Raw genomic sequence first — 26,345 nt, forward strand, 5'->3', positions numbered from 1 at the left:
GGGCCGAGATCACCACCTACGAACCGGGCGGCGCGCTGCCCGAGTGGCTGGCCACGGGGGCGGGCGCTCCCGACTCGTACTGACGGGCCGGGTCAGCGCCGCAGCAGGCGTGCGGCCTCGGCGGCCCAGTACGTCAGCACCGCGTCGGCACCGGCGCGGCGGATCGAGGTGAGGGTCTCCAGGATCGCCGCCTCCCGGTCGATCCAGCCGCGCTCGGCGGCCGCCTCGACCATCGCGTACTCGCCGGAGATGTTGTACGCCGCCACCGGCACGTCGACGGCGTCACGCACGCGGCGCAGCACGTCGAGGTAGGCCAGGGCCGGCTTCACCATCACCATGTCCGCCCCCTCGGCCACGTCGAGGAGCGCCTCGCGCACGCCCTCGACCGCGTTGGCGGCGTCCTGCTGGTACGTGCGCCGGTCCCCCTCCAACGAGGAGTCCACCGCCTCACGGAACGGGCCGTAGAAAGCGGAGGCGTACTTCGCCGAGTACGCCAGGATCGCCACGTCGGTGAACCCCTCGGCGTCCAGCGCCGCGCGGACCACCCGGACCTGGCCGTCCATCATCCCGCTGGGGCCGACCACGTCGACGCCCGCACGGGCCTGGGCGAGCGCCATCTCGGCGTACAGCGCGAGGGTCGCGTCGTTGTCCACCGCACCCTGGGGCGTCAGCACGCCGCAGTGGCCGTGGTCGGTGAACTCGTCGAGGCACAGGTCGCCCATCACCGGCAGCGCGTCGCCGACCTCGGCGGCCACGTCCGCGATGGCGACGTTGAGGATGCCGTCCGGGTCGAGGGCACCGGAGCCGGTGGCGTCCTTGGTCGTCGGCACGCCGAACAGCATGATCCCGCCCAGCCCGAGCTCGGCCGCCTCCGCCGCCGCACGCCTGAGGGAGTCCCGGGAGTGCTGGACCACGCCCGGCATCGACGAGATGGGCAACGGCTCACCGGCCCCCTCACGCACGAACACCGGGAGGATCAGCTGCCGCGCCTCGACGGAGGTCTCCGCGACCAGCCGCCGCAGGGCGGGCGTACGCCGCAGGCGTCGCGGCCGTACGACCGGTCGCAGCTGCTCGTGGATGCCGGCGCCGGGCTCGGGAGAGGTGCTCACCCGAGCCAATCTAGTCCGCCCGGCCGCACCGTCGTACGCCGCCCGGAACGTGCGACGGTCCGGCCGCTGGAGCGACCGGACCGGAGCACGTTGCTGTCTGCGTCAGACCGCGAGGGTCACTTGGCCCGGGCCTTGCGACGGCCCGACGGGGTGCGCTCGCTGGGACGCGTCACCTGCTCGCCCGCCTCGACCATGGCGGTGCGGCGGGCCGCGCCGAAGTCGGCCAGGGCGTCCACCAGGACGTCGACGTCGGGCTTGGAGGCCATCACGTCGACCCGCAGGCCGTGCTCCTCGGCCGTCTTGGCCGTGGCCGGCCCGATGACGGCGATGATCGTCGAGGGGTGCGGCTTGCCGGCGATGCCGACGAGGTTGCGCACCGTGGAGGACGAGGTGAACACGACCGCGTCGAACTTGCCGGTCTTGATCGCGTCGCGCGTGGGCGCCGGCGGCGGGGTGGCCCGCACCGTGCGGTACGCGGTCACGTCGTCGCACTCCCAGCCCAGCTCGATCAGGCCGGCCACGAGGGTCTCGGTGGCGATGTCGGCGCGCGGCAGGAAGACGCGGTTGATCGGGTCGAGGAGCTCGTCGTACGGGGGCCACTCGGCCAGCAGGCCGGCCGCGGACTGCTCACCCGTGGGCACCAGGTCGGCACGCAGGCCCCAGGCCGCGATCGCCTCGGCGGTCTTGTCGCCCACCGCGGCGATCTTGAGGCCGGAGAAGGCACGCGCGTCCAGGCCGTACTCCTCGAACTTCTCGCGCACAGCCTTGACGGCGTTGACCGACGTGAACGCGATCCACTCGTAGCGGCCCTCGACGAGACCGCGCACGGCCTTGTCCATCTGCAGCGGGTTGCGCGGCGGCTCGACCGAGATGGTGGGCACCTCCTCGGGCACCCCGCCGAACTCGCGCAGGCGGCGCGAGAGCGAGCCGGCCTGCTCCTTGGTGCGCGGCACCAGCACGCGCCACCCGAAGAGCGGCTTGGTCTCGAACCACGACAGGGTCTGGCGCAGGTCGACGACGTTGCCCACCACGATGATCGCCGGCGGCTGCACCCGGGCGGCGCGCACGTCGGCGGCCACGTTGGCGAGCGTGGAGATGACGGTGGACTGCTCGGTGGTGGTGCCCACGCGGGTCACCGCGACCGGGGTCTCCGCGGAGCGACCGGCCGCGACCAGCGCCTTGGCGGTCTCACCGATGGAACCGACGCCCGAGAGCAGCACCAGGGTGCGGTTGTCGGCGTACTGGCTCCAGTCGACCTTGTCGCCGCAGGTGACGACGGCGACCTCGCGGTTCGACTTGGTGGTCAGCGGGATGCCGGCGTACGCGGGGACCGCGGAGACAGACGAGACGCCGGGGACGATCTCGAAGCCGATGCCGGCCTTGACGCAGGCCTGCGCCTCCTCGGGGCCCGAGGCATACACGAAGGGGTCGCCGGTCATCAGGCGCACCACGCGCGACTTCTTGCCGTGCTTGGTCACCACCCGGGCTCGGGAGGCGTGGGTCAGCGGCTGGCCGTCGTCGCCGAAGCCGCCGTCGACGAAGACCGGTCCCTGCTCGGGCTGGCCGGACTCGACCTCGGCCTCGGTGAGGACCGGGAGGCCCAGGACCGAACGCACCAGGTCGACGTGCTCGGGGGACTCGGTCACGACGACCTCGGCCTCACGCAACAGCTCCACCGCCCGCATCGTCAGCAGGCCCGGGTCGCCCGGACCACTGCCCACGAACGACACCCATCCCGGGAGGGGCGTGGTGCCGGTGCTGGCGGTCTGGCCATTTGCTCGCGTCATGCCTGCTGCTTCCTCACTGGTGCTTCCATCAGTTCCGCGGCGCCGTCCGCGAGCATCTCGCCCGCCAGGCTCCGTCCGAGGGTCTCGGCCGCATCGACCGGACCTGTGGTGCTCCTTCGCACCGAGAGCGCGCCGTCCTCGGACATGGCGACCGCTCTGACCCACAACTCGGGGCCTTCCTCCCCCTCGACGACCTCCGCGAGCGCACCGAGAGGCGCGGAGCACCCCGCCTCGAGAGCGGCGAGCAGGGCCCGTTCGGCCGTGACCGCCGCCCGCGTGGGGGCGTCGTCGAGCTGGGACAACAGGGCCACGAGGTCGGCGTCACCGCTGCGACACTCGACGGCCAGGGCTCCCTGTCCGGGAGCGGGGAGGATCTGGAGGGGGTCGACGACCTCGGTGACCTCGTCGAGGCGACCCAGGCGCGCCACCCCGGCGCGGGCCAGCAGGACGGCGTCGTACTCGCCGTCGCGGACCTTGCGGATGCGGGAGTCGACGTTGCCGCGGATGCCGGCGATCTCGACGCCCAGGCCGAGCGCGGCCAGCTGGGCGTGGCGGCGCGGCGACCCTGTGCCGACGCGGCTGCCGGGGCCGAGCTCCCCCAGGGTGAGGCCGTCGCGCGCGACCAGCACGTCGCGGGGGTCCTCCCGCGGCGGCGTCGCCACCAGCGTGATGCCCTCGGCGGGGTACGTCGGGAGGTCCTTGAGCGAGTGCACGGCGAGGTCGACCTCGCCGGCCAGCAGCGCCTCGCGCAGGGCGGAGACGAAGACGCCCGTGCCGCCCAGGGAGGCCAGCGGGGCCGCGGTGTTCGTGTCGCCCTCGGTGCTGATGTGGACCAGCTCGACCTCACGGCCCAGACGCTCGCGGATCGTGTCGGCCACGTGGCCGGACTGGGTGGTGGCCAGCGTGGAGGCACGCGTGCCCAGACGCAGCGGACGCTCAGTCATCGAGGTCACCTCCCAACGGGCGGGTGACCGCCTCGACGGTGTCCGACGACAGGGAGAACAGCTCGGCGAGAGCGTCGGCGTACGAGACCGCCGTGGTGTCGGCGAGCTCCTTGACCCGGACCGTCGGCTGGTGCAGGAGCTTGTCCGCGACCCGGCGCACCGTGTTGAGCACCTCGGCGGCGACGTCCTCGTCGAGGCCGGGGACCCGGCTGGTGAGGCGCTCCATCTCGGCGTCGACGACGTCGGAGGCCATCGAGCGCAGCGCGACGACGGTGGGGGTCACCTTCGCCTGGCGGCGGGCGCGGGTGAAGTCACTGATCTCGGCGGCCACGATGCGGCGCACGTCGGCGACGTTGCGCGCACCGTCGGTCTCCTGCAGCTCGTGGGCGAGCCGCTCGAGGCCGGTGAGGCTGACGCCGGGGAGCGTGGCCACCTCGGGCGCGACGTCGTGCGGGAGGGCCAGGTCGATGACGTGCAGCTCACCGGCGTCGGACGGACGGGCGGCGGTCACCATCTCGGCGGTGACGAGCAGCCCCCGCGCGCCGGCGCAGGTGATGAGGACGTCGGCGGAGGCGATCTCGGCGCCCAGGTCGGCCAGGTCGGCGGCACGCACGCCGTACTCGCGGGCGAGCCTGTCGGCGTTGGCGCGGGTGCGGTTGACCACGACCACCGAGGCGGCGCCCTGACGGGTCGCGGTCGCGGTCGCCAGCGAAGCCATGGAGCCCGCCCCGACGATCACCACGCGGCGACCTCGTACGCCCTCGCCGCCGACGGCGTGCGCCAGGGCGGCCGTGACCAGCGACGGTGCGGCCGAGTCGATGTCCGTCTCGGCGTGGGTGCGCTTGCCGACGCGCAGCGCCTGCTGGAAGAGCGTGTTGAGGGAGGCGCCGACGGTGCCCTCCTCCTGGCCGACCCGCAGGCCGGTCCGCACCTGGCCGAGGATCTGGCCCTCGCCGACGACCATCGAGTCGAGCCCGGAGGCGACCTGGAAGAGGTGGGAGACCGCGCCGTCGTCGTAGTGGACGTACAGGTGGGGCAGCAGCGCCTCGAGCGGGCCGGTGGCCTGGCGCAGCACCAGGCGCGAGATCTCCTCGACGGTGCCGTGGAAGCGGTCCACCGAGGTGTAGATCTCCAGCCGGTTGCAGGTCGCGATCACGGCCGCCTCGGTAACGTACTCGGAGTCGACCGCGTCGGCGAGCAGCTTGCGTGCGTCGTCGCGGTCGAGGGCGAGCTGCTCGAGGAGCGCCACCGGCGCCGTCTTGTGGGAGATGCCCACGACCAGGACGCTCATCGCGCCACCTCCACGTCCGAGTCCGAGTGCACGACCGCCTTGCGCTGCTCGTGGTACGCGAGGATCTGCAGCTCGGTGGAGAGGTCCACCTTGCGCAGGTCGACACCCTCGGGCACCGAGAGCAGGGCGGGGGCGAAGTTGAGGATGCTGGTGATGCCCGCGGAGACCATCCGGTCGGCAACGTCCTGGGCCGCGCCCGCAGGCGTGGCGATGACGCCGATGGAGACGCCGTGCTCGGCCACGACCGTCTCGAGGTCGTCGAACGGGCTCACCTCGAGCCCGGCGACCTGCTCGCCGTGGCGGGCGGCGTCGGCGTCGAGGAGGGCCACGACCCGGAACCCGCGCGAGCGGAAGCCGGAGTAGTTGGCCAGCGCGTGACCGAGGTTGCCGATGCCGACGATGACGACGGACCAGTCCTGGGTCACGCCGATCTCACGCGCGATCTGGTAGCGCAGGTACTCGACGTCGTAGCCGACACCGCGGGTGCCGTAGCTGCCGAGGTACGAGAGGTCCTTGCGGAGCTTGGCGCTGTTGACGCCGGCGGCGGTGGCCAGCTCCTCGCTGGAGCAGGTCTCGGTGCCCTGGTCGGCCATCAGGGTGAGCGCTCGCAGGTACACGGGCAGTCGCGCGACGGTGGCCTCGGGAATCTCCCGGGCGCTGTCGGGTCTGGTCCGTGCGGTCACTGCTCTGCTCTCCAGCCACCCCGAACGAATGGGACCTCGGGCACAGCACGAGATGGGGGCGCAGGACTCCCCCGTCGAGATCGGGTGACCTGCCCACTCTAGGAGTTTGTGAACGCGAGAACAAACCGAGCAGAACGGCGCCTAGCACATGTGACGAGAGCCACTCCGGCCGGGGTTGCCCACGGCTGCTCAGCGTGCAAGTGCCGCCCTCAGACGCGCCTCGTCGACGCGGAAGAAGTCGTGCCGGCGGCCGTCGACCCAGGTCACGGGGATCTCCTCGCCGTAGCTGTCCTCCAGCTCGGGGTCGGTGCTGATGTCGACCTCCACCCAGCTCTCCCCCAGGTCGTCGCAGACACGTGCCACGACCTCCACCGCCACCTCGCACAGGTGGCAGCCGGGGCGGGTGTGGACCAGGACGCGCGGCCCGGCCCCGGTCCCGGCCGGGGAGCTCACGGCAGGATCTCCAGGGCGCGCCGACGCTCCACCCCGCGCAGCCGCCCGCGGTGCACCCCGCCGGAGGCCGAGCGCGGCAGCTCGTCGGTGAGCTCGACCCGGCTCGGCTGCTTGAAGCGGGCCAGCCGCGACCGTGCCGCCTCGGCGAGCTGCTCGCGCAGCGCGTCCGGGTCGGCGCCGGGGGCGCAGACGTACGCGACCACGCTGTGGCCGGTCCCGGCGTCCTCGGCCGCCACGACGGCGACTCCGGTGACGCCGGGCACCGAGGCCAGCACCTCCTCGACCTCGGAGGGGTACACGCTGAACCCGGAGACCGTGATGACCTCCTCGACCTTGTCGAGCACGACCAGGTCGCCGCCGACGTCGAACCAGCCGACGTCACCGGTGCGCCACCAGCCGTCCGCACCCGGACCGTCCTGGCCGTCGGGCCAGTAGCCGCTGAACAGGTTGTCGCCCCGGATCTCGATCTCGCCGGGGTCCTCCCCGGTGGTGGCTCCGCCGGCCTCGTCGACGACGCGGACCTCGACGCCCTCCAGCGGCACGCCCGCCGACCCCGGCCGGGGGTGCGGGCTGCCCAGGGTGGAGGTGACGACCGGCGACGCCTCGGTGAGGCCGTACCCCTGCTGGATCTCCAGCCCGGTGCGCTCGCGGAACTCGGCGATCACCGACGCCTCCAGCGTCGAGGAGCCCGACAGGACCAGCCGGACCGGCCCGAGGCGCTCCTTGAGGTGGTCGGCGCGCAGCCAGTGCGCGAAGACGGGTGGCGCGACCGGCAGGACGCTGCACGCCTCGTCCTCGACCAGGTCGAGCACCGCGTACGGGTCCCAGCGCTCCACCAGCACGAGCCGGGCCCGGGCGTAGAGCACCGCTCCGAGGACGGCGTTGAGGCCGTACACGTGGAACAGCGGCAGCGCCCCCAGCACCACGTCGTCACCGTGCATCGTCGCCGGCTCGATCGTCGCGGCCTGGCGCAGGTTGGCCATCAGCGCGCGGTGGGTCACCATCGCCGCCCGCTGCCCGGCGGGGGTGGAGGTGTACAGCAGCGCGGCCAGCTTCTCGGGGTCCTGCAGCGCCGGCACCGGTGCTCCCGAGGCGGCGTGCACGTCGTCGAAGGTGATCTCCCCCGGCACCGGGTCGGTGCCGATGGCCACCACGATGGGGCGGCCGGCCCGGGCGACCAGGTCGGCGTCGAGGCCGACGCCCTGGGCCGCGTCGGGCCCCTCCAGCGCCGTCACCAGCATGGCCACGGCCTCGCGCACGGCGGGCAGGGAGTGCTCGTCGGCGATCACCAGGCGGCTGCCGGAGTCGGCGATCATCCGCGCCACGTCGAGCGCGGGCGAGGCCGGGTTGACCGGTACGGCGACCACCTGGGCGCGCAGGACACCCAAGTAGGAGGTGACGAACTCGATCCGGTTGCCCAGCGCCAGCATGACCCGCTGGCCGGCCCGCACGCCCACGCCCGCCAGACCGCTGGAGATGCTCGCCACCTCGTCCTCGAGCTGCTGCCAGGTGATGGACCGCCCGGAGCTCTCGACGAGCGCCCTGCGCTCGGGGACGTCCTGTGCAGCGGCCGCCACGAGGTCGGAGATGTCGTGCACCATGGCGTGATCCTTCCACACCGGTCCAGTTGTTCACCCCGAGCGCGTGCTGCGTTCAACCGCGAGCCTCCCGGAGTTCGGGACCGGCACCTGCGCACCAACTACGCTGAGGTGTGTGACCACTCGTTCGCGTCGCCGCGTCAACCTCAGGACCCGCTCCACGCTGGCCGGGGAGGCCGCTGCCGCGAGCGCCGAGGTCGAGCACGCCCTGTCGGTGCCGGCCAACGTGCAGGCCGCCGCCTTCTTCGACGTCGACAACACAGTCATGCAGGGCGCCAGCATCTTCCACCTCGCCAAAGGTCTGTACCGGCGCAAGTTCTTCACCACCCGCGAGATCGCCGGCGCCGCCTGGAAGCAGGCCTACTTCCGCCTCGCCGGGGTCGAGGACCCCGAGCACGTCGCCGAGGCCCGCGCCTCCGCGCTGGCGTTCATCGCCGGGCACACCGTCGCCGAGCTGGAGGAGCTCGGCGAGGAGATCTTCGACGAGGCGATGGCGCACCGGATCTGGCCCGGCACCCGGGCCCTGGCCCAGTGGCACCTCGACGAGGGACAGCGCGTCTGGCTCGTCACCGCCGCACCGATCGAGATCGCCTCGATCATCGCCCGGAGGCTCGGCCTGACCGGGGCCCTGGGCACCGTGGCGGAGCGGGAGGACGGCGTCTACACCGGCCGGCTGGTCGGCGACATGCTGCACGGGCCAGCCAAGGCGGAGGCCGTCAAGGCGCTCGCCGTGCGCGAGGGGCTCGACCTGGCCCAGTGCTCGGCGTACTCCGACTCGTACAACGACCTGCCGATGCTCTCGCTGGTCGGCGACCCGTGCGCGATCAACCCCGACGCCAAGCTGCGCGCGCACGCCCGCTCGGCGGGGTGGAGGATCCGCGACTACCGGACCGGCCGCAAGGCGGTCCAGATCGGGCTCGCCACCGCGGGGGCCGCGGCCGTGGCCGGGGCCGTCGCGGGCGCGGTGACCACCGGGATCGCCTCGCGCAACCGCCAGGGCGGCTGACCCAGCCCCACCCCGGCCGCGTGCAACCGCACGTGCAACTGGGGGTGACAGACGGGCGGGGCTTCCCTAGATTGGCTCGGAGCCGCACGCCTGCTCGGGAGGCAGCCGATGATCGTCGACGAGAAGACCGCGCCCGCACGCGGGTCAGCGCCCAGACGGGCCGCGACCGTGGACCCGACCCCGCCACCCCCGGTGCCCGCGGCGCTGCACCGGCACTCGGCGACGATGGTCGACCGGGCCCGTACGGGCGACGGGGCGGCGTTCGACCACCTCGTGGCCCGCCACGTCGACGACGTGCACTCCTTCCTCTTCCACCGCACCGGGTCACTCACCTCGGCGGAGGAGCTCACCCGTGAGCTGTTCACCTCGGTGCTGCGCTCCATGAACACGTTCCGGTGGACGGGCGTCGAGTTCGGCCCCTGGCTGCTGCGACGTGCCCGGCAGCTCACCGACCAGCTCCGCGACACCGACCTGGCTCCCGCCGGTCACCTCGGCCCGCTGGCCGACCTCGGTGCCGCGCAGCGCGACTGCCTGCTGCTGCGCTTCGTCCTGGGCTGGGCCGTGCCCGAGAGCGCCCAGGCGCTGGGGCGCGGCCAGTGGGCGACCCGCCAGCTGCAGCTGGCGGCGCTCGTCGCCCTCTCCACCCTCGACGACGCTCAGCGTCCCCGGGCGCTCGACGTGCTGCGCCGCGAGGCGTCGACCGCGCACCACGCCGACGCCTTCGACACCCAGCTCAGCGTTCCCCGCCAGCGTGGGCGACGCGCCGAGGGGCCGTACGAGGAGCTCCGCGACCTGGTCGTCGAGCTGCGGCAGACCCCGGGGGTGACGCCACGCGAGGAGTTCGTGGACGCCCTGCGCGCCGACCTGCTCGCGCTGGCCACCGACGTGCTGCTCGAGGTGCCGGCACCGGCGCCCGAGGCGGACGTCCGACCCCGGTCCGAGGCCCTGCGCCCCGGACGCTCGGGCCCGTCCCGCCCGCTGGTCCTGGGCGTGGTCGCCAGCGCCGTCGCCGCCCCCTTCCTAGCCTGGGCGGTGGGTACCTCCGCCCCGGGCGACCTGCTGCACCCCGGGAAGGCGGCGCTGGAGTCGGTCCAGATGGCCGGCGCCGAGGACGACTCCGAGGCCGGACAGCTCCTGCTCGAGCACGCCACCGCCCGCCTGGATGAGGTGCGGTCGCTGGTCGCGGACGGCGACCTCGCCCGGGCCCGCAGCACCCTGGGCACCTTCTCCCTCCAGGCGGCCGAGGGCGAGCGCCTGCTGAGCCGCTCCGGCACGGACGCCGACTACCAGGCGCTGCGCTGGTTCGCGCACGACGCCATCGAGGCCCTGGGCTCCCTGGGCAGCACGGCGGCGCTCTCCGACGACGTCGCCACCGCGACCGAGCAGGTCACCGAGACGGACGTACGCGCGGCGACGGCGTGCGCCACCTGCACCGCGCAGGAGTGAGCCGGCCCCGGCCGCGACGACCGGTCGGCTCAGAAGAAGACGTGCTGGCGCTCGCGCAGCAGCGAGTAGAGCGTCTGCTGGATCGTCTCGCGCACCTGGTCGGTGACGTTGAAGACGAGCATCGGGTCCTCGGCCTCGAGGGTGTCGTACGCGTCGGTGCGGATCGGCTCACCGAACTCGAGCAGCCACTTGGACGGCAGCGGCACCATGCCGAGCGGGCCGAGCAGCGGGAAGAACGGTGTGATCGGGATGTACGGGACGCCCAGCAGGCGGGCCAGCGAGGGCACGTTGCCGACCAGGGGGTAGATCTCCTCGGCCCCGACCACCGACAGCGGGATGATCGGTACGCCGGTGCGCAGCGCCGCGGAGACGAACCCGCCGCGGCCGAAGCGCTGCAGCTTGTACCGCTCACTGAACGGTTTGCCGATCCCTTTGAACCCCTCCGGCCACACGCCGAGGAGGTGACCGCCGGACAACATCCGCTCGGCGTCCGCGTTGCAGGCCAGGGTGGCGCCGGCCTTGCGGGCCAGCGACGAGACGACCGGCATCTTGAAGACCAGGTCCGCTCCCAGCGGCCGCAGGTGGCGGCCGGTGTGGTCGTGGATGGTCAGCAGCGTCATGAGCGCGTCGACGGGCAGGGTGCCGGAGTGGTTGGAGACGACCAGGGCGCCGCCCTCGGCGGGGATGTTCTCCAGGCCGCGGACCTCGATGCGGAACCACTTCTGGGCGATCGGGCGCAGGATCGCCATGAGCAGCGTGCGCGTGACCTCCTCGTCGAAGCCGTACTCGTCGACGACGTAGTCGCCCTCGACCCGGCGGCGCAGGGAGGCCACGAACTGGGCGAGGCGCGGCTCCCACTCGGCACCGAACACCTCGCGGGCGCCGGTCTGCAGGGCCGCCAGCCAGTCGCCGACCGGGATGCCGCCCAGCGGGTGGCGGTCCGCGGTCGTGGTCGAGGAGGTGGTGGAGCCGCTGGAGGAGCCGGCGTGCGCCTGGCGGGCGGTGGCGATGTCGACGACGTCCAGGTCGACCGCCTCGCCCGAGGCAGGCGGTGCCGGGGCCGCCGCGGCGTCAGGCTGGGCTGCGGCCGGGGCGGTGCGCGGCGCGGCCTTCCGGGCACTGGGGGCGGCAGCCTTCCTGGGGCTCGTGGCGCTGGTCTTCTTGGTGGTCGCGGCACCCGACGCGGCGGCGCGCTTGGCGGGCTTCGAGGGAGCCTGGGCGGCGGCCTTGGTCGATGCGGTCGCCGGCGTGGCGTCCGCAGCCTTCTGGGCTGCGGTCTTCACGGCAGCGGTCTTCTTCGCGTCAGCGGTCTTCTTCGCGTCAGCGGTCTTCTTCGCGGCAGCGGTCTTCTTCGCGGCGGCGGTCGTACGGGCCGGGGCCTTGCCGCCGGAGGCGCGGACGCCCGGTCCGGCGAGGCCGCGGGCGGCGGCCGACGGCTTGGCGCGGCCCGAACCGCGTCCGGGACGACCGGTCGTGCCGATCGGGATGATCTCCGCGTCAGACATGCTCAGCCCCCTTGCTCGACGACCCCTTCGGACGTGGCGCCTGCGGGCGCGGGTCCACCCCGGCGAAGGCCGGCTCCGGCACCACGCCGTGCAGTGAGCGCGCGAACTCGGCGAACGCACCCGCGGTGGTGTGGCGCGGCTCGAAGCCGAGGATGGTGCGCATCCGGGTCGTGTCGACGCCGCGGCCGTACGTCAGGAAGCCGGTCTGCTCGCGGGAGAACTCGGAGACGCCCGCGTGGCGCAGCGTGGTCGCCAGCCGTCCCACGGCGAAGGCCGGCATCGGGACGCTCGGGCGACCCAGGCGGCGTACGGCCTGGCTGAGCAGCAGGACGCCGTCGCCGGCCACGTTGAACGTGCCGGGGACGCCCTGGACGGCCGCGTGGCGCAGCACGTCGAGGAGGTCGTCCTCGTGCAGGAACTGCAGCCGCGGGTCGTACCCAAGCACGGTCGGGATGACCGGGAGCCGGAAGTACGAGGTGATCGGACTGCTGACGTGCGCGCCGATCACGTTGGCCGCGCGCAGGGTCGTCACGGCGACGTCGGGGCGGCGACGCGCGAAGCCGCGGACGTACCCCTCGATCTCGTGGACGTCCTTGGCGTAGCCGGACGAGGGCAGGCGTTTGGCCCCCATGTCCTCGGTGAACATCGCCGGGTCGCGGGGGCTCGCGCCGTACACGGTGGTCGTCGACTTCACGACCAGCCGTTCGACGGAGGCGGCCTTCTGACAGGCCGCCAGGAGCTGCATCGTCCCGATGACGTTGAGCTCCTTCATCGTCCCGCGTCCACCGGCGGACCCGGGCGTCGCGATCACGCTCATGTGGACGACGGTGTCGACGTCCTCCTTGGCGATGACCTTCGCGATGACCGGGTTGCGGATGTCCGCGCGGACGAAGGAGACGTCACCGATGTCGCCACGTGGTGGAACCACGTCGACACCGATGACTCGGTCGATGGACGGATCGCTGGCCGCAGCGCGCGCAAACCTGCGCCCGATGTCCCGGGAGATCCCGGTGACCAGCAAGACCCGTCCCATGACCGGGACTTACTTCCCGAGCTTGCGGCGCTGCACTCGCGTCTTCTTGAGGAGCTTGCGGTGCTTCTTCTTCGCCATGCGCTTGCGGCGCTTCTTGATGACAGAACCCACTGTCGAAACCTTTCCAACTACCTGCACGGCCGGGGATCCGGTGTGCCACCCCGGCAGGTGCCGGTGATCGCCTCAGCCTACTGTCCGCCGTGCGACACGACGGAATCGAGCGTCCGAATCGGACACCCGACGGACGTGGGCGTGGTCAGCCTGCGTTGTAGAAGCTCTTGCGCAGGTACTCGTTGACGTCGTCCTCGGTCACCCGGAAGGAGCGGCCGACGCGGACGGCGGGCAGGTCGCCACCGTGCACGAGGCGGTAGACGGTCATCTTCGAGACGCGCATCTTCGCAGCAACCTCGGCGATGGTCAGGAAGGCCATCTCGGAGATGTCGCTGGGGGGCTGTGCGGCCATGGTGCACCTTGCTTTCTCGTGGCCACGGCACCGGCTTCCCCACCGGTGTCACATACGTACCACTGCACGGGAATATAGGGGTGCAGGTGACCCGTGGGAAGAGGGTTACAGAAGAAACTTCTGGGACTTCGGCGTGTCGCGTTGATCCGGGGCCATTTTCATGGCAGTTGCGCGGCCTGGATCAGGGCATCGGGTCGAGCCCGTGGAGGGGGAAGACCTCCGTACGGGTGGCGTGCACCGCCCGGTCCAGCCAGGTGTCGGGGTCGTACCCGCCCGACCACGGGCGGTACGCCGGCGTGCGACCGTCCGTCATCCGGAAGGGTGCCGTACGACCGAGGTCCGTGGCAACGTAGTCGCGCCAGGTCAGCGGGGTGTCCAGAGCACTGTCGAGCGGGTTGCCGGCCACGATGGAGAGCAGGTGGGTCCACGCGCGCGGCACCACCTCGACCAGGGCGTAGCCCCCACCACCGGTCGCGACCCACCGGCCGCCGGAGACCTCGTGGGCCAGCTCGTGCATCTGCAGGTACGCCGCGCGCTGGCCGTCGATGCTGAGCATCATGTGCGCGAGCGGGTCCTCCATGTGGGAGTCGCAGCCGTGCTGGGTGACCAACACGTCGGGAGCGAACTCGCGCACCAGCGGGGGCACCACCGCGTGGAAGGCGCGCAGCCAACCTGCGTCGCCGGTGCCCGGGGGCAGCGCCACGTTGACCGCGGAGCCCTCGGCCCCGGGCCCGCCCACCTCGTTGGGGAAGCCGGTGCCGGGGAAGAGCATCTGGCCGGTCTCGTGCAGGGAGATCGTGAGCACCCGCGGGTCGTCCCAGAAGATCTTCTCCACCCCGTCGCCGTGGTGGACGTCGAGGTCGACGTACGCGACCTTCTCGGCGCCGTTGTCGAGGAGGTACTGGATGCCCACCGCGACGTCGTTGTAGATGCAGAAACCGCTCGAGCGGCCGGGCATCGCGTGGTGCAGACCACCGGAGATCGAGGCGCTGTGCAGGGACTCACCGGTCCAGACCTGCCGGAAGGCCTCGAGGCTGGCCCCCACGATGTGGGCGGAGGCCTCGTGCATGCCCGGGAAGACGGGGTCGTCGTCGCTGCCCAGACCACGGGACAGGTCGACCCAGCCGTCGATCGTGCCGGCCTTGGTGACCGCCTCGATGAGGGCTTCCTCGTGCACGGTGGCGATCTGCTCGGCGGTGGCCATGGGTGCCGGGACGACGCGGAGGCCCTCGAGGACGCCGAGCTCCTCGGCCAGGCGCATGGTCAGGTCCACGCGGACCGGGGACATCGGGTGCGAGGGCCCGAAGTTGTACTCGGTCAGCGACTTGTCGAACACGACGCTGGACTGGCCCTGACACTCCATGCGGCAGAACCTACCCCGGCCCGCGGCCGGGTGGGTGGCGGTCGTCACCACGTGGCACGACGAGCGACGAGCGGCGCGGCTCAGTCGCCGGGCGGCCGGTAGGCCCAGACCTCGGTCGGCGCGGGCGCCCGGTAGCCGTCGCCCTCCAGGTCGACACCGCCGACGGCCACGAGCCAGTCCCCGTCCCAGACGGCCGAGACCTCCGTGTCGACCTCCGCGCCCACCGGGCGCTGGATCCGCTGCCAGCGGTCGCCGGCGCCCAGGTCGACGACGAAGCCCGAGGTGGCCAGCCGCGGACCGTCCACCGCCTCCAGCGTCCACTGGGCGACCTCCCCGGGGACGTCGTCCGGCTCCGGGACGTCGAGTGCCGTCCACTCCCCGTCCGACGCCCGGACCCGACCGCCGGCGTCGTACCAACGGCCCCAGTTGTTGGTCGCGCCGCCGTCGGCCCTGCCCCACTCCAGACCGACGAACTCCGACCCCGTGAAGTGGGTGATCTCGCCGTACATCTCGGTCTCCAGGCGGCGCCAGGTGGCTCCGCGTCCGGCGCCCGCCATCACGTCGACGGCCGCGAGGGCGGGCTCGTCGGGAGCGGCGCCCCGCACCCACCCGGCCACCGCGGGCCCCGACGGTCCCGGCAGCAGACGAGCCGAGCGCAGGGACCCCGCGCGTGGGTACCGCCCGATCTGGGCCTGCTCGCCGGTCCGCGGGTCGAGGGTGAGCACCCGGCGCCCGTCCAGCACCCAGAGGGTCTCCCCGTCGGTCGCCACGTCGGAGGGGCCGGCCCCCAGCCGCGCCAGCGGTTCCACGCGCTCCCAGGAGTCCGCCTGCGGGTCGTAGGCCAGCCACTCGGTGCGCCAGACGCCGGCCCGCTCCACGTCCTGGGAGACCAGGACCAGCCCGTCGACCACCTGCGGCCGCAACCACCCGTCGGCGTACACCCGGGAGCCGCGCGGGAGGTCGGCGATCGTGCGCCAGGCCCCGGTCGCCGGGTCGTACGCCGCGCCGTCGCGCACCACGTGGCCCACCGGGCTCGCGCAGTCGGCCAGGGGCGGGCAGATGCTCCCGGTGTTCCCGCCGATCACGTACAACTCACCGCCCAGCTCCGCCAGCAACGGGTGGGTCCGGTCCGACAGCGGGAACCCCTCGATCCGGGTCCAGCCCGCGTTCGAGGCGTCCAACGGCTTCCCGCTCGCGGCCGTGGACTCCAGGACGGCCGGGTCCTCCGTCTCCGCGGGGTCGGAGCACCCCACCAGCAGGGAGGCGGTCAGGCCGAGGGTGAGACCGAGAGCCAGGGGCAGGGACGTACGTCGGCGCATGCGGCTCGGACGGGCCGCCGCGGGCCTCAGTTCCCGGCGAGCTCCACCGAGCGGTCGCGGGCGGCCTCCAGCGCGGCCAGGAACGCAGCCCGTACGGCACGGTCGTCCAGGGCGCGCAGGGCGGCCGCGGTGGTGCCGGCGGGCGAGGTGACGCGTTCGCGCAGCACGGTCGGGTGGTCGCCAGTCTCGCGCAGCATCAGCGCGGAGCCGACCAACGTCTGGGTGGCCAGCTCGGTCGCGACGTCACGCGACAGCCCCAGGTGCACGCCGGCCTCGACCATCGCGTCGGCGACGTAGAAGAGGTACGCCGGCCCGGAGCCCGACACGGCGGTGACCGCGTCCATCTGCGACTCCGGCACCCGGACCACGCGCCCCGACACCGCGAGCAGCGCCTCGGCGGTGTCGAGGTGGTCGTCGCTGCAGTGCGTGCCCGGCGACAGGGCCGCCATCCCCTCGCCGATGAGAGCGGGCGTGTTGGGCATGACCCGGGCCGCCGCGACCCCCTCGGGCAGGTGCGCCTCGATGGTGGCCAGGGTGACGCCCGCGGCGAGGGAGACGACCAGGGCGCCGGGTGCCAGCGCGTCGGCGATCTCGTCGAGGACGGCGACCACGTCACCGGGCTTGACCACCAGCAGCACCGTGGTGGCACCGGCGGCGGCCTCGCGGTTGGCGTGCACGTCCACGCCGTACCGCTCGGTCAGCTCGGCGGCACGCTCGGCACGCTTCTCCCCCACCAGCAGGGTGTCGGGGGCGTGGCCGGCTCGGACCAGGCCGGCGAGGATGGACTCGCCCATCACGCCGGCGCCGATGATCGCAGTCGTCATGGGCGCGATTGTGTCAGGTGCGCAGGTCGGAGGGCCCGGCGCCGCTCAGCGCCGCGAGACGAGCGAGCGCAGCACGAGGCGTACGTTGCGGGGCCGCTCCGCCAGACGGCGCATCACGTAGCCGTACCACTCGCGCCCGTAGGGCACGTAGACCCGCACCGACTCCCCCGAACCGACCAGGCGGCGCTGCTCGGCGGCGCGGACGCCGTACAGCAGCTGGAACTCGTACGTGCCCGGGCGCCGGCCGTACCGCGAGGCCAGCGCCTGGGCGATCCGCACCATCCGCGGGTCGTGGGTGGCGACCATCGGGTACCCCTGACCACCCATGAGGATCTTGAGGCAGCGGACGAACGCCTTGTCGACCTCGGCCCCGACCACGTGCGCCACGTCCGGCGCCTCCAGGAACGCGCCCTTGCACAGGCGCACCCGGGACCCCTCGTACGACAGCAGCCGGCAGTCCGACTCGGTACGCCGCAGCGCCGCCTGCAGGCACACGCCCGTCTCGGGGAAGTCCTTGCGGAGCTCGCGCAGCACCGCCAGCGTCGCGTCGGTGGTCGCGGAGGACTCCATGTCGAGGGTGACCGTCGAGCCGGCGTTGCGCGCGGCCCGGCAGATCTCGCGCGCGTGCTCCAGCACCACCGCGGCCCCGTCGCCCTCGAGCGACAACCCGATGGAGGTCAGCTTGAGCGACACCTCGACCCGGCGCCCCCAGCCGCGCGCGCCGAGCTGGGCCAGCGCCTCCTTGTACGTCTGCACGCTGGCGCGCGCCAGGTCGGGGTCCTCGACGTCCTCGCCGAGGAAGTCGACGGAGACCAGCATGTCCTCGTCGAGCAGCCCGGCAGCCACGTCCAGCACGTCGGAGACGCCCTCGCCGGGCACGTAGCCGGCGACGGCACGCGAGGTCAGCGGCAGCGCGGACACCGCACGGCGCACCCCGTCGTTGCGCGCCAGGAAGAGGATCACGGGGCGGAGCAACGGCATGCGACCACGGTACGCGTCGGGCGTGGCTCAGGCGGTACGGCGCTGCAGGGTCGCGGCGCCCAGGCAGAGCACCACCACCGCCCACGCGACGACGACCGCGAGGTCGCGCCACACGTCACCGGTGCCGGTCTGCGTGGCCAGGGTCTGCATCGCGTCCACCGCGAACGACAGCGGCAGCACGTCGCCCACCGCCTCGAGCACCCGCGGCATCGACTCGCGCGGCACCAGCAGGCCGCACAGGAGGATCTGCGGCACGACGACCGCGGGCATGAACTGGACGGCCTGGAACTCGGTCCGCGCGAACGCGCTGACGAAGAGGCCCAGGGCGGTGCCCAGGACGGCGTCAGCGACCGCGACCACCCCCAGCAGCCACACCGGCCCGGCGATCTCCAGCCCGAGCAGACCCACGCTGACCCCGACGGCCAGCAGCGACTGCAGCGCCGCGAGGAGCGCGAAGGCGAGCGCGTACCCGGCCAGGAAGTCGCCGCGGCCCATCGGCATCGCCAGCAGCCGCTCCAACGTGCCGCTGGAGCGCTCACGCAGGGTGGTGACGCTGGTGATCAGGAACATCACGAAGAACGGGAAGATCGCCAGCAGCGCCGGGCCGATCCGGTCGAACAGCGCGCCGGGGACGTCGGAGTACATCCACCACAGCACCGTCATCAGGATCGTGGGCAGCAGCAGGAGCATCGCCAGGCTGCGGTGGTCGCGGCGCATCTGGCGCAGCACCCGGGCGGCGACGGCGAGCGTGATCCGGGGGTTCACGACGCCTCCTCGACGATGCGCAGGAACGCCTGCTCCATCTCGGTGGTGCCGGTGCGTGCCAGGATCTCCGCGGGCGCCCCGTCGGCGATGATCTCGCCCTGGCGCATCAGGAGCAGGCGGTGGCAGCGGCTCGCCTCGTCCATCACGTGGCTGGAGACCAGGACCGCGGCCCCGGCGTCGGCCAGCCGGTGGAACAGCCCCCACAGCTCGGCGCGCAGCACCGGGTCGAGGCCGACGGTGGGCTCGTCGAGGACCAGCAGGTCGGGCTCGCCGAGCAGCGCCACGGCCAGGCTCGCGCGCGACCGCTGCCCGCCGCTGAGCGTCCCCACGACACGGTCACGCTCACCGACCAGGCCGACCGTCTCGACGACCTCGTCGACCCGGGCCGTACGCGCCGCGCCGGAACGTGCCCCGACGCCCAGGACGCGGGCGAAGAAGGAGAGGTTCTCGGCGACCGTGAGGTCGTCGTACACGCTGGCGGCCTGGGTGACGTACCCGATGCGGCTGCGCAGGCCGGCCGACCCCGCGGGCAGGCCGGCGACGGTGACCTCACCACCGGCGACCTTCTGCACGCCCACGACCGAGCGCAGCAACGTGGTCTTGCCGCAGCCGCTGGGGCCGAGGAGGCCAGTCACGCCGGCACCGACGTCGAGGTCGAGGCCGCGCAGCACGTCGACCGCACCGCGCCGCACCTGCAGCCCGCGGATCTGGACCATCTCGCCCACGTGGTGCCTCCTCGCCCAGCCCCCGCGGGCTGCTCAGACGCGCTGCGGCTGGGTCTGACCCAGGTGCAGACGCGCGAACTCCAACGACTCGCGCAGGTCGGCCTCGCGCTGGGCGCGGTCCGCCGCGCGGCGGGTGTTGATCTCCAGCACCACGTGCCCGGTGAAGTCGCGCTGCGCGAGGTGCTGCAGGAAGGCCGCCGCCCCCATCGAGCCGCGGCCCGGCACCAGGTGCTCGTCCTTGGCGGAGCCGTTGCCGTCGGTGAGGTGGATGTGCCGCAGGCGGTCGCCCATCCGCTCCGCCATCGAGATCACGTTGCTGCCCGCGATGGAGGCGTGCGAGAGGTCGATCGTGGTGTTGGCGTACGACTCGCGGCTGGGGTCCCAGTGCGGCGCGTACATCTCCATCGAGCGCGACGAGGCGCGCCACGGGTACATGTTCTCCACCGCGAACGCGAGGCCGGTGCTCTTCTCCAGCCGGGCGATGCCCTCCACGAAGGTGGCGGCGTACTCGCGCTGCCAGCGGAACGGCGGGTGCACCACCACGACGTCGGCGTCGACGGCGTGGGCGAGCTCGGCGGAGCGCTCGAGCTTGCCCCACGGGTCGGTGCCCCAGACCCGCTGGGTGAAGAGCAGGCACGGCGAGTGGATCGCGCAGATCGGCATCTCGTGGTGGTCGCGCAGCTGCCTCACCGCGGCCGTCTGCTGGCTCAGCGAGTCCATGCCGACCATCACCTCGACGGCGTCGTACCCCACCTGGGCGGCCCAGGCGAAGGCTTGCGCCGTCGACTCGGGGAACACGGACACGGTGGAGAGTGCCACGAGCGGTGCCATCTCAGCCACGTCCTCCCACGATCGACATCTGGTCCAACCGTTCAAGGATGACGCCTTCACGCAGCGCCCATGGGCAGATCTCCAGCATCGGCAGGTCGAAGATGTCCATGCAGGCCTCCGCGACCAGCGCGCCGGGCACGATCTGGTGGGTACGGCTGGGAGAGACGCCGGGCAGCAGCGCCAGCTCCTCGGGGTCCATCTCGACCAGCTTGGGGATCCACGCCCGCAGCGCGTCGAGCTCCAGGGTGCGCGGCACCAGCGGCCCCTCAGCGCTCGGCGCCGCACCGCAGATGCGGGCCAGGGACCGGAAGGTCTTGGAGGTGGCCGCGGCCCGGTCCGGGGTGCCGGGACGCAGGATCTGGCCGGCCACCCGGGCGATGTCGGCACGGATCTGCAGCCGCAGCCGGGCGATCTCCTCGTCGCTGGGTCGACCGCCGTCGAACCACAGCCGCGCCATCCGGGCCGCGCCCAGCGGCAGCGAGGTGGCCACGTCGGGCGCCTCGTCGGGGCCGCCCGCGATCTCCAGCGAGCCGCCACCGATGTCGAAGACGGTCAACCGGCCGGCCGACCAGCCGAACCACCGGCGTACGGCCAGGAAGGTCAGTCGCGCCTCGTCCTCACCGGACAGCACCTGCAGGTGCACGCCGGCGCGCTCCTCGACCTCGGCCAGCACCGCGTCGGAGTTGACCGAGTCGCGCACGGCCGAGGTCGCGAACGCCAGCGTCTCCTCGCAGCCACGCTCGGCGGCCACGGTCACCGCGGCCTCGCAGAAGCCGGCCAGCGCGTCGATCCCGCGGCGCGTCACCGCACCGTCGGCGTCGAGGTGCTCGGCCAGGCGCAGCGGCTCCTTGAACGAGAACGCCGGCAGCGGGGCAGCGCCCGCGTCGGCGTCGACCACCAGGAGGTGGCCGGTGTTGGATCCGATGTCGAGCACACCCAGGCGCATGTCTCGAAACTACCGCTGATCCGAGCACCACTGCGAACCTCCGCCCGCGGCGCGGACGGACGCGCAGGAGGCCACGACTAGGCTGGGCACGTGCCAGAGGTGGAACCGGTCTTCCCGCGGGCCTGGGTCGAGTTCGCCGACCCGGCCGACGACACGCAGGTGTTCCGCTGCGACCTCACCTGGCTGACCTCATCCTTCACCTGCATCTTCGGCCAGGGCTGCCGCGGCATCTACGCCGACGCGCCCGACACGGGCTGCTGCACGCTCGGCGCCCACTTCGCCGACGGCGACGACGAGCAGCGGGTCGCGGGCTTCGTGGCCCAGCTGACGCCCGAGGTGTGGCAGTTCCACCCCGGCCGCGAGGTCTCGGCCGACGACTGGACCGAGGTGGACGACGACGGGGACCGCAAGACGTTGACGCTGGTCCACGAGGAGCAGCAGGCCTGCGTGTTCCACAACCGCGCCGACTTCGCCACCGGCGCCGGGTGCGCCCTGCACTCCCTGGCGCTGGCCCAGGACCGCAACCCGCTGGAGACCAAGCCGGACGTGTGCTGGCAGCTGCCGCTGCGCCGGCAGTTCCGTGACGTGGAGCTGACCGACGGGACCTCGTACACGGAGGTCTCGATCGGCGAGTACACCCGCGCCGGCTGGGGCCCGGGCGGCCACGACCTGGACTGGTACTGCTCCTCCAACACCGAGGCGCACGTGGCCCCGGAGCCGGTGTACCTCACCCACGCGGCCGAGCTGACGGCTCTGATGGGCGAGGCGGGGTACGAGGAGCTGGTCGCGCACTGCGACGCCCACGTACGGTCGCGCTCGGCGCTGGCGCTGCACCCCGCCGACCCCCGCTGAGGGCGTCCGGGGCTGCCCGGACCATTCTCGACGTCAAGACACCCCGACCCCGGTGTCGGGGCTCACACACCTCCGGCCCACAATCGAGGCATGCGCCTGGATCACCTTTCCTTCGCGGCCCGACCGGACGGTCTCGCCGCCACTGCCGAGCGCATCGGGGGGCTTCTCGGTGCGGAGTTCGTCGACGGGGGCATCCACCCCCGGTTCGGCACCAAGAACATGACGCTGGCCCTGGCCGGCAACACCTACATCGAGGTCGTCACCGTCCTCGACCACCCCGCGAGCGACAAGGCTCCCTTCGGCCAGGCCGTCCGCGAGCGCTCCGCCCTGGGCGGCGGCTGGCTCGGATGGGTGGTCGCGTGCCGCAACATCGCCGAGGTGGAGCAGCGTCTGGGCCGCGAGGCCGTCGACGGCAACCGCAAGCGCCCTGACGGCACCGAGCTCCGGTGGAAGCAGATCGGCGTCAACGGCCTGCGCTCCGACCCGCAGCTGCCGTTCTTCATCCAGTGGGAGTCCGAGCACGAGCTGCGTCCGGGCGCGAACGGCGACCCCGCCTTCCGCCTGTCCGGCCTCGAGATCGCCGGTGACCCGACGCGCGTGAGCGAGTGGCTGGGCAAGCCGGTCGACGAGGCGCTGGATGACATCACCGTGGAGTGGGTCGCCCCCAACGGCACCCCCGGCATCCTCGCCGCCACGTTCGAGACCCCCAACGGCGCCGTCCGCATCTGACCTGACGCGGATGGCCACCGGGGCTCGTCCGAGCCCGAACATCTGGAACACCCCGGAGATCTACGAGCTGGAGAACCGGGCCGCCGACCCGCACGGCCGGATCGAGGCCGCGATGGCGTCGGTGCGCGACTGGGACGGCGCCGACGTCGTCGACGTGGGCTGCGGCAGCGGGTTCCACCTGCCCCGGTGGGCCGAGCGCGCCCACTCGGTGACCGGCGTCGAGCCGTACCCTCCGCTGGCGGCGCTGGCGCGTCGCCGTACGCGCCGCCTCGAGGGGGTGCGGGTGCTGGACGGCACCGCCCAGGCGCTGCCCGTCCCCGACGCCTCCGTCGACGTCGTCCACGCTCGCTGGGCGTACTTCTTCGGCCCCGGGTGCGAGCCCGGGCTCGCCGAGCTCGACCGCGTCGTACGCCGGGGCGGGGCCGCGTTCGTGATCGACAACGACGCCACCCGCTCCACCTTCGGCGCCTGGTTCCGCCGCGGGTACCCGATGGTCGACCCGGCCGCCGTCGAACGGTTCTGGTCCGCCCACGGGTGGGAGCGGATCCCGATCGACATGGGCTGGTCGTTCACCAGCCGGGCCGACCTCGAGGCCGTGGTCCGCATCGAGTTCTCCCCCGAGGTCGCCGACGCGGTGCTCGCCGAGCACACCGGCACCGAGGTCGACTACGCCGTCAACCTGTGGTGGCGCACCTTCTGAGGTCGTGCGACCGGCGGCCTGCCGTGGTACGTCTGACGGCCTGCCGTCGTACGTCTGACGGCGGGCGGCCCGTCGATGGGGGGAAACCGACCTGTTGTGGGTGTTGCAACCCCCACAACGTGTCGAAGTCCCCGCCAAGGCGGGGACTTCGACGCAGGGGACGCCTACGACGACTCCCGCACCGCCAACGTCGGCGTGAGCAGTACGTGGGGCCGCTCGGGCCCGGCGCCGTCGCCGCCGAGCAGGCCCTCCAGCAGGCGGACCACCTCGACGGCGGCCTCCTCGAGCGGCTGGCGGACCGAGGTGACCCCGACGGGGTAGACCTGCGCCACCTGGGAGTCGTCGAAGCCGACCACGGCGACGTCGCGGCCCGGCGCGAGCTGCCGGATCCACAGCGTGTGCAGCACCCCCATCGCGAGGGTGTCCGAGGCGCAGACGAACGCGGTGGGCGGGGTCGCGGAGTCGAGCAGGGCCGCGGCGGCCTGGGCGCCGGCCTGGACGGTGTCCTCCACGCGCGCGGCGAGCCCCGCGGTGGACAGCGAGCGACGGTGCATGGCCCCGGCCCAGCCGGCGCGCCGGTCCTCCCCGATCGGCAGAGACCGGTGCCAGCCCAGCCAGGCGATCCGGGTGTGTCCCCGGGAGACGAGGTGCTCGGTGGCCAGGCGGGTGCCGGCGGCACCGTCGACGTCCACCCACGGGTGGGCCGGTCGGGCCTCGCCCCACGGGCGGCCGAACGCGACGAACGGGGCCCGCTGCTCGGTGAGCCAGTCGGCCTGCGGGTTGCCCAGGTAGGTGTCGGTGACCACGAAGGCGTCGACCGCGGTGGAGCGCAGCAGGTTGGCGTACCCGCCGACGGGCTCGAGGTCGTCGCCGGGGAAGAGCAGCAGGTGGTACCCGGCGTCCTCGCTGGCCCGGACCAGGGAACGCAGGAACCGGTCCATCGCAGCGTTGGCGGTGCCCTCCTGCGGCGGCGACATGCGCATCCCGATCAGCGAGGAGGTGCGGGTGCGCAGGTTGCGGGCGGCCCGGTTGGGCGAGTACCCCAGCTCGACGATCGCGTGCTGGACCCGCTCGAGGGTGTCCTCGCGCAGGAGTCCGGGGTTGTTGAGGGCGTTGGAGACGGTCTGCCGGGAGACTCCGGCCCGCTCGGCGACGTCGGCCAGGGTGGCCGGTGAGGTCGTACGCCCACCCGCCGCGCTCCGCTCGCCCATCACCGCCCCCGCACCGGCCCGAGGCCGTCCTTGATCGTTCCAATCCCTCGCAGCATAACCGCGCCCACCACCGCGGTGGCAGCATCGGGAGCATGCGTGCACGCCGCGTCCCGACGCTCCCGGTCCTCGCCCCCGGCCTGGCCTCGGCGCTGCTGCTGGCGCTGGTCGCGTGCAGCGGCGGCGACCCCGCCTCCGCCCCGAGGGGCACGAGCCCGACAACCTCCGCGCCGACCACCTCCCCCACCACCACGAGCACGCCCACGACCGCGACGCCCCGACCGGTACGCCGGCCGGACAAGGCCCTGCTGCGGGCCGCCCGCGCGGGGGACGCCGACCTGACCGCCCGTGCGCTCGCCTCCGGCGGGGAGACCGAGACCCGCGACGCCGAGCGCCGTACCCCGCTGCTGCTGGCGGTCACCCACGACCACGTCGAGGTGGCCCGGCTGCTGCTCGGGGCGGGCGCCGACCCGGACGCCGTGGACGGCCAGCAGGACACCCCGTGGCTGGTCACGGGCGTGACCGGGTCGGTCCCGATGGCGCGGCTGCTGCACGCGTACGACCCCGACCTCACCGCGCGCAACCGGTTCGGCGGCACCTCGCTCATCCCCGCCTCGGAGCGGGGACACGTGGCGTACGTCCGCTGGGTGGTGCGGCACACGGAGATGGACCTCGACCACGTCAACGACCTCGGCTGGACCGCCCTGCTGGAGGCGGTGGTCCTGGGCCGCGGCACCGAGCCGTGGCAGCGGATTGTACGGCTCCTGCTGGACGCGGGGGCGTCCCCCACGATCGCCGACCACGACGGCGTCACGCCGCTGGAGCACGCCCGCTCCCGCGGGTACGACGAGATCGCGGCGCTGCTGGAGCGCTGAGGCCCCGGCCGGCTCAGGCCCCCGCTGCCAGCAGCCGCTCCACGATGCCCGCCAACCCGGCGGCCCGTGCCGCCTGGAGTGGCGTCAGCTCGTCGAAGTCGGAGTACAGCGTGGGACTGGCGCCGTGGTCGAGCAGGGTGTGGGCCACGTCCTCGTGGCCGGCCACCAGCGCCATCACCAGAGCCGTGCCCTGCACCTCCGGGTGCATGTGGTCCAGGTCGATCCCCGCCCGCGCGTAGTGGGCGACCAGCTCGCCGTCACCGTCGCGGGCCGCCTCGTACATCGCCTTCCAGTCCCCACCGGACACGTTCCCCACCTCCACCGTTCGCGTTGCCCGGATTGTGGCAGGTCGCCCCTTTCAGCGTCCCGCCCGACGCACCTCCCTCACAGCAGCACCGCCCCGAACAGGTAGCCCAGGGCCACCGCGATCGCGATGTTGATCAGCCCCGGCACCAGGAACGAGTGGTTGAAGACGGCCTTGCCGATCCGGGTCGAGCCGGTGTCGTCCATCTCGACCGCGGCCAGCAGCGTCGGGTACGTCGGCAGGATGAACAGGGCTGACACGGCCGGGAACGCCGCCACCGCGCCGAGGGGCCCCACGCCGATCGCGAGCGCGGTCGGCATCAGCGCCTTGGTCGTCGCCGCCTGCGAGTACAGCAGCGCCGCCGCGAAGCAGAGCACCACGGCCAGCAGCCAGGTGTTCTCCCGCAGGACGTCGGCCGAGGCGTCCATGATCGCGGCCTCGTGCTCGGCCACGAACGTCGTGCCCAGCCACGCCACACCGAGGACGCAGATCGCTGCCGACATGCCGGACTTGAAGGTGGATGCGCTCAGCACGTCCGGGGTCGACACCTTGCAGACCAGCACGATCACGGCGGCGATCCCCAGCATGATCGCGATGATCGCGGC

Annotated in this window: 28 protein-coding genes; 6 read left to right on the top strand and 22 right to left on the bottom strand. The window is 73.1% G+C overall.

Translation table 11 applies throughout. The features are described 5' to 3' along the window. Positions 1-92 precede the first annotated feature (92 nt). The 7 genes from hemB to ACI379_RS13700 form a co-directional block, all read right to left on the bottom strand. A complete protein-coding gene (gene hemB, locus ACI379_RS13670) occupies positions 93-1,109 on the bottom strand; it encodes a porphobilinogen synthase (RefSeq protein ID WP_439792645.1) in 1,017 nt (338 codons plus the stop codon). A 116-nt stretch (positions 1,110-1,225) separates the two neighbouring features. Next, complete coding sequence (locus ACI379_RS13675) at positions 1,226-2,896, bottom strand: uroporphyrinogen-III synthase (RefSeq protein ID WP_439792646.1); 1,671 nt, start codon at positions 2,894-2,896, stop codon at positions 1,226-1,228. Further along, on the bottom strand, positions 2,893-3,840 hold the full coding sequence (hemC, locus tag ACI379_RS13680; RefSeq protein ID WP_439792647.1) for a hydroxymethylbilane synthase: 948 nt from the start codon (positions 3,838-3,840) through the stop codon (positions 2,893-2,895). Before hemC ends, ACI379_RS13675 begins: the two co-directional genes overlap by 4 nt. After that, positions 3,833-5,131: a glutamyl-tRNA reductase gene (locus tag ACI379_RS13685; protein ID WP_439792648.1), complete on the bottom strand. Its 1,299-nt coding sequence runs from the start codon at positions 5,129-5,131 to the stop codon at positions 3,833-3,835. Before ACI379_RS13685 ends, hemC begins: the two co-directional genes overlap by 8 nt. Further along, on the bottom strand, positions 5,128-5,829 hold the full coding sequence (locus ACI379_RS13690; RefSeq protein WP_439792670.1) for a redox-sensing transcriptional repressor Rex: 702 nt from the start codon (positions 5,827-5,829) through the stop codon (positions 5,128-5,130). Before ACI379_RS13690 ends, ACI379_RS13685 begins: the two co-directional genes overlap by 4 nt. Positions 5,830-6,003: 174 nt before the next feature. Continuing rightward, a complete protein-coding gene (locus ACI379_RS13695) occupies positions 6,004-6,267 on the bottom strand; it encodes a glutaredoxin family protein (protein WP_439792649.1) in 264 nt (87 codons plus the stop codon). Next, on the bottom strand, positions 6,264-7,868 hold the full coding sequence (locus ACI379_RS13700; RefSeq protein WP_439792650.1) for a class I adenylate-forming enzyme family protein: 1,605 nt from the start codon (positions 7,866-7,868) through the stop codon (positions 6,264-6,266). Before ACI379_RS13700 ends, ACI379_RS13695 begins: the two co-directional genes overlap by 4 nt. Before the next feature lie 112 nt (positions 7,869-7,980). Here ACI379_RS13700 and ACI379_RS13705 point away from each other — a divergent pair, with 112 nt between their 5' ends. Next, complete coding sequence (locus ACI379_RS13705; RefSeq protein WP_439792651.1) at positions 7,981-8,871, top strand: HAD family hydrolase; 891 nt, start codon at positions 7,981-7,983, stop codon at positions 8,869-8,871. 108 nt (positions 8,872-8,979) lie between these two features. Continuing rightward, positions 8,980-10,317 (top strand): sigma factor, encoded by a 1,338-nt coding sequence (locus ACI379_RS13710; protein WP_439792652.1) that lies wholly within the window; start codon positions 8,980-8,982, stop codon positions 10,315-10,317. 29 nt (positions 10,318-10,346) lie between these two features. On the opposite strand, the gene ACI379_RS13715 is transcribed toward ACI379_RS13710, so the two are convergent. The 12 genes from ACI379_RS13715 to ACI379_RS13770 form a co-directional block, all read right to left on the bottom strand. Then, the gene (locus ACI379_RS13715; protein WP_439792653.1) at positions 10,347-11,822 is read right to left on the bottom strand and encodes a lysophospholipid acyltransferase family protein; all 1,476 of its coding nucleotides are present in this window, start codon (positions 11,820-11,822) and stop codon (positions 10,347-10,349) included. Continuing rightward, positions 11,815-12,855 carry an NAD-dependent epimerase/dehydratase family protein gene (locus ACI379_RS13720; protein ID WP_439792654.1) on the bottom strand — a complete coding sequence of 347 codons (1,041 nt, stop codon included), beginning with the start codon at positions 12,853-12,855 and terminating at the stop codon, positions 11,815-11,817. The genes ACI379_RS13715 and ACI379_RS13720 overlap by 8 nt, the downstream gene beginning before the upstream one ends. A gap of 9 nt (positions 12,856-12,864) precedes the next feature. Beyond that, a complete protein-coding gene (locus tag ACI379_RS13725) occupies positions 12,865-12,966 on the bottom strand; it encodes a 30S ribosomal protein bS22 (RefSeq protein ID WP_008356322.1) in 102 nt (33 codons plus the stop codon). A 145-nt stretch (positions 12,967-13,111) separates the two neighbouring features. Continuing rightward, the gene (locus ACI379_RS13730; RefSeq protein WP_439792655.1) at positions 13,112-13,318 is read right to left on the bottom strand and encodes a helix-turn-helix domain-containing protein; all 207 of its coding nucleotides are present in this window, start codon (positions 13,316-13,318) and stop codon (positions 13,112-13,114) included. A 181-nt stretch (positions 13,319-13,499) separates the two neighbouring features. Next, the gene (locus tag ACI379_RS13735) at positions 13,500-14,681 is read right to left on the bottom strand and encodes an acetoin utilization protein AcuC (RefSeq protein WP_439792656.1); all 1,182 of its coding nucleotides are present in this window, start codon (positions 14,679-14,681) and stop codon (positions 13,500-13,502) included. Positions 14,682-14,761: 80 nt separating this feature from the next. Then, the gene (locus tag ACI379_RS13740; protein ID WP_439792657.1) at positions 14,762-16,000 is read right to left on the bottom strand and encodes a hypothetical protein; all 1,239 of its coding nucleotides are present in this window, start codon (positions 15,998-16,000) and stop codon (positions 14,762-14,764) included. A gap of 26 nt (positions 16,001-16,026) precedes the next feature. Further along, on the bottom strand, positions 16,027-16,824 hold the full coding sequence (proC, locus tag ACI379_RS13745; RefSeq protein WP_439792658.1) for a pyrroline-5-carboxylate reductase: 798 nt from the start codon (positions 16,822-16,824) through the stop codon (positions 16,027-16,029). A 45-nt stretch (positions 16,825-16,869) separates the two neighbouring features. Then, positions 16,870-17,805 carry a proline dehydrogenase family protein gene (locus tag ACI379_RS13750; protein WP_439792659.1) on the bottom strand — a complete coding sequence of 312 codons (936 nt, stop codon included), beginning with the start codon at positions 17,803-17,805 and terminating at the stop codon, positions 16,870-16,872. 27 nt (positions 17,806-17,832) lie between these two features. After that, positions 17,833-18,570, bottom strand: coding sequence for an ABC transporter permease (locus tag ACI379_RS13755; protein WP_439792660.1), 738 nt, complete (start codon positions 18,568-18,570; stop codon positions 17,833-17,835). Then, complete coding sequence (locus ACI379_RS13760) at positions 18,567-19,286, bottom strand: ABC transporter ATP-binding protein (RefSeq protein ID WP_439792671.1); 720 nt, start codon at positions 19,284-19,286, stop codon at positions 18,567-18,569. The genes ACI379_RS13755 and ACI379_RS13760 overlap by 4 nt, the downstream gene beginning before the upstream one ends. Before the next feature lie 42 nt (positions 19,287-19,328). Further along, positions 19,329-20,126: a sugar phosphate isomerase/epimerase family protein gene (locus ACI379_RS13765; protein WP_439792661.1), complete on the bottom strand. Its 798-nt coding sequence runs from the start codon at positions 20,124-20,126 to the stop codon at positions 19,329-19,331. Position 20,127: 1 nt separating this feature from the next. After that, on the bottom strand, positions 20,128-21,072 hold the full coding sequence (locus ACI379_RS13770; RefSeq protein ID WP_439792662.1) for a Ppx/GppA phosphatase family protein: 945 nt from the start codon (positions 21,070-21,072) through the stop codon (positions 20,128-20,130). Between the two features lie 90 nt (positions 21,073-21,162). On the opposite strand from ACI379_RS13770, the gene ACI379_RS13775 reads away from it, so the two are divergent. The 3 genes from ACI379_RS13775 to ACI379_RS13785 all read left to right on the top strand — a co-directional run bounded on the left by ACI379_RS13775 (position 21,163) and on the right by ACI379_RS13785 (position 23,353). After that, entirely contained in the window at positions 21,163-21,924 is a 762-nt protein-coding gene (locus ACI379_RS13775; RefSeq protein ID WP_439792663.1) for a hypothetical protein, read from the top strand. Positions 21,925-22,014: 90 nt separating this feature from the next. Further along, positions 22,015-22,653: a VOC family protein gene (locus tag ACI379_RS13780; protein WP_439792664.1), complete on the top strand. Its 639-nt coding sequence runs from the start codon at positions 22,015-22,017 to the stop codon at positions 22,651-22,653. Positions 22,654-22,663: 10 nt separating this feature from the next. Next, positions 22,664-23,353, top strand: a complete 690-nt coding sequence (locus ACI379_RS13785; RefSeq protein WP_439792665.1) for a class I SAM-dependent methyltransferase — start codon at positions 22,664-22,666, stop codon at positions 23,351-23,353. A 164-nt stretch (positions 23,354-23,517) separates the two neighbouring features. Here the strand turns inward: ACI379_RS13785 and ACI379_RS13790 are convergent, their stop codons facing one another. Then, entirely contained in the window at positions 23,518-24,564 is a 1,047-nt protein-coding gene (locus tag ACI379_RS13790) for a LacI family DNA-binding transcriptional regulator (RefSeq protein WP_439792666.1), read from the bottom strand. Between the two features lie 92 nt (positions 24,565-24,656). Between ACI379_RS13790 and ACI379_RS13795 the strand changes: the two genes are divergently transcribed. After that, positions 24,657-25,436, top strand: coding sequence for an ankyrin repeat domain-containing protein (locus ACI379_RS13795; RefSeq protein WP_439792667.1), 780 nt, complete (start codon positions 24,657-24,659; stop codon positions 25,434-25,436). Between the two features lie 13 nt (positions 25,437-25,449). Here ACI379_RS13795 and ACI379_RS13800 read toward each other — a convergent pair whose 3' ends face one another. After that, entirely contained in the window at positions 25,450-25,743 is a 294-nt protein-coding gene (locus tag ACI379_RS13800; protein WP_439792668.1) for an ankyrin repeat domain-containing protein, read from the bottom strand. Positions 25,744-25,820: 77 nt separating this feature from the next. Further along, positions 25,821-26,345: anaerobic C4-dicarboxylate transporter family protein (locus ACI379_RS13805; RefSeq protein WP_439792669.1), on the bottom strand; the 525-nt coding region annotated here is incomplete at its 5' end.

Source organism: Nocardioides sp. (genome assembly GCF_051876515.1).
Taxonomy (GTDB): Bacteria; Actinomycetota; Actinomycetes; order Propionibacteriales; family Nocardioidaceae; genus Nocardioides.